Source organism: Candidatus Hydrogenedentota bacterium (genome assembly GCA_018005585.1).
In the GTDB taxonomy this organism is placed as follows: Bacteria; Hydrogenedentota; Hydrogenedentia; order Hydrogenedentales; family JAGMZX01; genus JAGMZX01.
Genome location: JAGMZX010000151.1, coordinates 1 through 5,509, shown reverse-complemented (window position 1 = coordinate 5,509; position 5,509 = coordinate 1). Strand labels below are relative to the sequence as shown.

Sequence of the window (5,509 nt, the reverse complement as noted above, 5' to 3'; positions counted from 1 at the left end):
TGGCTGGACGCGGCCGTGGAAGCGGGGCGCCAGACCACGCTGAACATTGACATCGAGCCCTCGGAAGGCGTAATCGAGGGCCTTATTACCTTTCCGGAGGTCTATCGGAAAGCGCGCATTGTCGTGCTGGAAGGCAACGTGCCCGGCCTCGACAACGATTTCGAATTCAAGTGCCGCATGCGCGCGGAAACGAGTGAATCCATCCATCAGAGCGGCAGCTACCAGATAGAGTCTCTGCCGCCGGGCGTCTATACGCTTTTTGCCTGCTGCTACAATCGCCGGGACGGTGTTGAGGCGCCAGAAACACCCGAAGCCTGGTCGGTCGTCGTGTTGGAGGATGGTCAAGTACTCCAGCATGACATCGAACTCGCGGAGTTTGTCGCGGAATAGCCCGTCTTCGGGGTTACTCGCTCACGAATTCGCCCGCGAACAGCCGTTCGAGAAAGTGTTCGATGGAGACCACGCCCTTGGGCGACGTGTTGCGAAAACGGATGCCCGAAGCGTGGCCGCCCTTGTCGTGAAGGGGCTTGCACCATCGAACAGCCGCGAGAGTGACCACGGGGGATTCATCGGGCAGAAACAACGTGACGCGCAGTTCCTGATTGTCTATGAACGCGTCTTTCGTGAACACCATTGCCCCGTCGTTGCTCAGGTCAAGGAGTTTGCCCTTGACGTCGATAGTGTTGACGCTCCACTCGTTGCCGGCGCCCAGCGAACAACGCACAATGAGTTCGATGTGTACCCGGCATTGTTGCCGGATTACCCGGCGCCGTTCCCGTTTACGGCTTTCCCTTGATTCTGGATCACTGTCGGTGCGTCCCGCGATGACTTCCATGGATGAGACCTCTCCCAGGCAAAATAATATAAGACCATTTGTTAATACCGTCTGCCGTCACGTCACGTCTACAATTAGAGTATGCCCTGGAAGTGTCAAAAAAGCAAGGAAAAATGGAATAAATGGTATTTCGCACCCAGAGCATCCTCGCAGCACGGCCGCCGCGCAGTTCCAGACAGGAGGCATCCCGTTGCGCGTTGGGCAATTCTCTCTAAATCATTGTCGGCGAGGGAGTTGCATGAGAAAGGGTGCAAGGCCTTCTTCCACCGCGGACCAAGTCTGACCGGACACGCGGGTGAGGTCCCAGACCCAGTGCAGGTCGCCGATGTAGCCCAAGGCATAGGCTTGTCGAACCATTTCCCGCAGCATCGTGCGTGTTTCACCGATCTGCCTGTCTTTGAACACGCCGTACTCGCCAACGATAGCGGGGATATGCCCCGCCATGACCGCGTCGCGCTCATGCGCGTCCCGGCGGATTCTGGCCGTACCGTCCCAGGGATAGACGTGCACGTCAATGAAGTCGAGTCGGCAGCCGGGTCCGGCAAGCACGGACGGCCGGGGCGGGATACGGGGGTCCCTGTCATCGGGCCAGAGACCGTTGTTCGGCGCGCGGCCGTGCGCGTCGGCGGTCCACATGCCCGCAGTGACCAATGCATCCGGGTCGATCGTCTTGATGCCTGAGGCAATCTCGTTTGCCCAGGTCAGGATGCTCTCATCGTAACAGGCTTGACGCTGGCCGCGATCCGCCATGTCGTAGCTCTTGCCCGTACAGGTTGTTACCGTGCCTTGCGTGTTGCTGAACGGTTCGGCGGTGAAGGTGACGCACACCTCGTTGGCGAGCGACCAAGCCAGCACGGCAGGCAGTAGTTCGGGGGCGCATTCGCGGATATGCCGAACGAAGTCGGCGGCGCACGCGCGTTTCGCCGCGATCAGGCCGGCGTCCAGGTACTGTCCGTTATGTCCACGCAAAGGTGGCATCCCGGATGCCCGGGACGCCGCGTCCGCGGTCGCGCGATAGTGGGGGCCTTGCGGTGTTTCGTCGAGGATGGCGATAACGCGGAGGTCATGCCGCGCGGCGCGGCGCAGGAAATCCAGGAAGTTGTCCAGGTAGGCCGGGTTGAGGTCCGCGGGGGCGTCCGTGAAGCCGCCGGCCTTCTGTACGCCCCAGGCCCAGACACGAACCGTGTTTGCGCCGGCGGTTCTCATGGCTGCCAAGGTGTTTTCCAGCGACTCGGGGTCGTATACACCGGCATTGAACGTGGCGTGCCACCCGGAGCCGCCATGTTCGAGAACGGTGTGGTTAAAGCCCTTTGGATGAAACGTTGCGCCGGTGTCGCGGAAGAAGAAGCGGCCCGGCTCGCCGGGCGCTTTTTCGACGGAGATGCGCCCGAGCGCCGTGGCGGCGTGGCCCTCCAACTCGCAGAGGAAGCCGCCTGCTGCAGCGCAGCACGTCAACGCGACGATGCGCAGTTTCAAGGCGCGGATGCCTCAGCGGCGCGGCCGGTCTGGAAAGCGAACGTGTCCACATGGATTTTGGCGTCGCGCGTGGCGCAGGGGTCGAAGCGGAGCGCCGAAATACGCCCCCGCCAGCGCGGGTGCCTGGACAAGTCGACTTCATAATTGCGCCAGCCTCCATCGGCGGCGATCACGAAGTCCACGCTGGTGGCTTCGCTCATCGCCGCGCCGCCGCATGACCAGAACAACTGCGCGCGCTCTCCCTCACGCACGGGGCCGTCTATGCGCATGCGGATGCGCAGCGCGGGCGCGTCGCGCGCAAGCAGTCCCCGCGTGGGCGTCTGGAGCGCCGGATCACTCGACGTGGTCTCGAAGTAGAGGCATCCGTTCTTTGAAGCCGGCGGCGTGACGCCCATCATGGCGGACCAGCCTTGACACCCGTCGCCAAAATCCCATGCGGTTGTGGGCGGCGCGGCTGGAAGGTCATACGGGCCAAGCCCGGCGTCCGCGGGCCCGATGTTCACGGGCCAGGCTTCGGGCGCCCCCGCCGCAAAGACGCGGCGCACCGCTTCATACATGCCGAAACCGAATTCGGTGCACGGCTCGATATAGCTGCCTTCGCCCCACTCATTGACAGGCCCAAGCACTACGAACGGCCGCTCCTGCGCGCGAGAGAACTCCTTGCCGGCGCGGAGCAATTCCTCGAACAGCGGAACCGTCCGCCCGCTGATGACAAGCGATTTCGCGCCGTGCCACGGGCGGGAATCCCACCCCGTATCGACGAGCGGGAAGTAGACTAGATCTCCGCACATGGTATTGCGTTCGGCCCATTTCTCAGGGGCCGTAGTGGTGACATCCTGGAATTGCGCGCGGTTTGGCGTCGTGCTCAATTCCGTGGCGCGGCCCCATTCGTGATAATTCGTCGCGCCGAAGTAGCCCTCGTCCAGCAGAGTGCGCGCATCGGCCGTGGACTGGCAGTCGTTGACGGCGACGAATAGGATGCCGCGGTATCCCGCTTCGCGCGCGGTCTGCTGCGACTCGGCAAATGCCGCCTTGACCTCGGCGGAGCCGCCCAGGTCATTGCGTATCAGGTTCGGCGCCCAGAGAAACACGGCGGGCGTATCGTTAAGACGATAGTAACTGGGCAAATTGAAATACCTGTCGACCCACTCGCGCGTGACGGCGCGCCAGTCGTCGCGGCTGTGCGACCCCGGCGGATTGTGATTGGCCCACATGACCGCGACGCGCAGCATGTCGCGATAGCGGGCCTTGCGGTACGCCTCGAACCAGTGCGTGAGATGCTGGCTGCCCTTGTTCCAGTACCAATCGACGAGAAACCCGGTGATGCCGTTCTCGACGGCCCACTTGATCTGCCAATCCACGCATTCGGGGTTTGCCTCGTCGTAATAACCCAGCAGCGGCTTGCGGTTCGGGGCGATGCGCCGGATGCAGTCCCACGACGCCTCCGTGGCCCAGCCCGGGAAGTAGTACGCGAGTACGTCCAGGTCCGTGTCCACGGGGCGCGGCTCGGGCGGGTAACCGGCCGCCGGGACGCTTACGGCGGGCAGGATTTCCAGCACGGACATGACCTCCGTTTCAGGGGCGCCCGCCGCGTTGATGCGCAGCTTGACCGTGTAGGTTCCAGGCTGGTCCGCGGCAACCTCGAACACGGCATCGGCGGTTTCCGCGTAGACGGGCGTTGCGGCGCGGGCCGAGGCATTGCCGGACACACGCAGTCCGTCCTGTGCTTCGATGGCGAAGGTGATGGGCTGTTCTGATGCGCCGCCGCGGTTTTCGACATGCGCGATTACGCGCGCGGGGCAGCCCGCACGGTTTACGCCGTTCTCGCAACCGAAGTAGACGACCTGCAGGTCCGGCGGGCCAATGGGAGTCTCGTTGAGGCTGACGGATTCCACCTTGAACCCGGGACTGGGGGGCAGACGCAGGCCGAGCATGGCGATTCGCTTGCCCCATGACGGATAGCTCTGCACTTCCACGTTGTAGTCGCGGACGCGCCCGTCGCCCCGGATGCAGAAGGACTCAAATTGCAGGCCGGGCGTTTCCGGCGCGGCCCAGAGAACCCGGCCTTCGCAGTCTTGCGCCGCGCTCAGGCGCACCGTCACGAAACCGCGATTGCCGAGAGGAAGGTCGAGCGGCGGAGAGAAACGTTCCCCGGCTTGCGGCGTGACAGTCCACGCCGACATGTCGCCGTCGGGAAAGGTCCACGCATACACGTCCTGTGCCGGCGCAACGCCATCGCCCCACGACGCAACGCGAATCCAATCGATATCGAATTCAGCATCGGGATACACGTCCAGGCGCATCTGACGGATGGCGCCTTCCACGTGCCAGAAAGGGAAGACAGGAATTTCGCGCCAGGCGCCGTCGCCGGAAACCTGGAAGGAGGTTTTCTTCTTCTCTGTAAGGCCGCCGTTTGGCCCCTCGGTCGCACCGCTCCAAAACAGGTCGGCCGTGCCGCCGCGGCTCGCCTTGATGCGGATCAGGACGTACTGCCAGGGATTCGCGGGTAATTCCATGCCGGTGCAGTGAAAATAGGGGTCCCAGTCGACCGCGCGCGCGTGCAGCACGCCGCCGGCGACGGCAGCGTCCTCCAGATGAGCGTTGGGCTTCCACTGGTCGAGTGCGTCCGGATTCTCGAATTCCCAGGAAGGGAGGCCGCCCGTCGAAAGCAACGTGAGAACAAGAATCGCGTGGCTCATGAGTTACTCCCCGTAAACGTGCACAAACTCGATATTGCAGTGGCCCACCGGGCCGACCTCCGTATGGTCGTTCGCCTGCCCATTATAGGGCACTTTCCCAACGAGCAATTCCACCGCCCGTTGACCGAAGCGGCCTCGATGATCGAAGGACTGGAGCCGCTCGAAACTGTGCCCGTCTCGGCTATATTCCACGGCGCCCCAGCGTGTTCCCCAGCGCGCGCGCAGCCAAACCCAGTCATTGACGTTCAACGCACTGAGACAACGTTGCTCGCCGAGGATATCCGTCTGGACCAGGCCGTCGCCGCGCGTGCCGATGCGGAGGCTTGCGCCATCAGCGAACCGAAGCAATGCCCCCGCTCCCCAGGACATGCCGGCATCCGTCCCCTGGCTTGCCTTGAGGACAAGGCCGTGCGCTTGTGTCTCAATCGGATAACGAAAGAAGGCGTAGGTATGCGCGTGCGCCTCGATGCGCAACGAAGCGTCCCTTATGGAGAAGGGG

5 protein-coding genes are annotated in these 5,509 nt (G+C 63.3%); 1 reads left to right on the top strand and 4 read right to left on the bottom strand.

The genetic code is table 11. The features are described 5' to 3' along the window. On the top strand, positions 1-390 hold a 390-nt coding region (locus KA184_19630; GenBank protein ID MBP8131794.1), incomplete at its 5' end, for a carboxypeptidase regulatory-like domain-containing protein. A 13-nt stretch (positions 391-403) separates the two neighbouring features. Here KA184_19630 and KA184_19625 read toward each other — a convergent pair. The 4 genes from KA184_19625 to KA184_19610 all read right to left on the bottom strand — a co-directional run. Further along, the gene (locus KA184_19625; GenBank protein ID MBP8131793.1) at positions 404-835 is read right to left on the bottom strand and encodes a PilZ domain-containing protein; all 432 of its coding nucleotides are present in this window, start codon (positions 833-835) and stop codon (positions 404-406) included. 216 nt (positions 836-1,051) lie between these two features. Next, on the bottom strand, positions 1,052-2,311 hold the full coding sequence (locus tag KA184_19620; protein ID MBP8131792.1) for a cellulase family glycosylhydrolase: 1,260 nt from the start codon (positions 2,309-2,311) through the stop codon (positions 1,052-1,054). Further along, positions 2,308-5,010, bottom strand: coding sequence for a glycoside hydrolase family 99-like domain-containing protein (locus tag KA184_19615; protein ID MBP8131791.1), 2,703 nt, complete (start codon positions 5,008-5,010; stop codon positions 2,308-2,310). Before KA184_19615 ends, KA184_19620 begins: the two co-directional genes overlap by 4 nt. 3 nt (positions 5,011-5,013) lie before the next feature. Next, the coding region (locus KA184_19610; GenBank protein MBP8131790.1) for a hypothetical protein at positions 5,014-5,509 on the bottom strand (496 nt) is incomplete at its 5' end.

Excerpts from the sequence above, each read along its gene's own strand:
- KA184_19625 (MBP8131793.1), bottom strand. The coding sequence starts at position 835 with ATGGAAGTCATCGCGGGACGCACCGACAGTGATCCAGAATCAAGGGAA.
- KA184_19615 (MBP8131791.1), bottom strand. The coding sequence starts at position 5,010 with ATGAGCCACGCGATTCTTGTTCTCACGTTGCTTTCGACGGGCGGCCTC.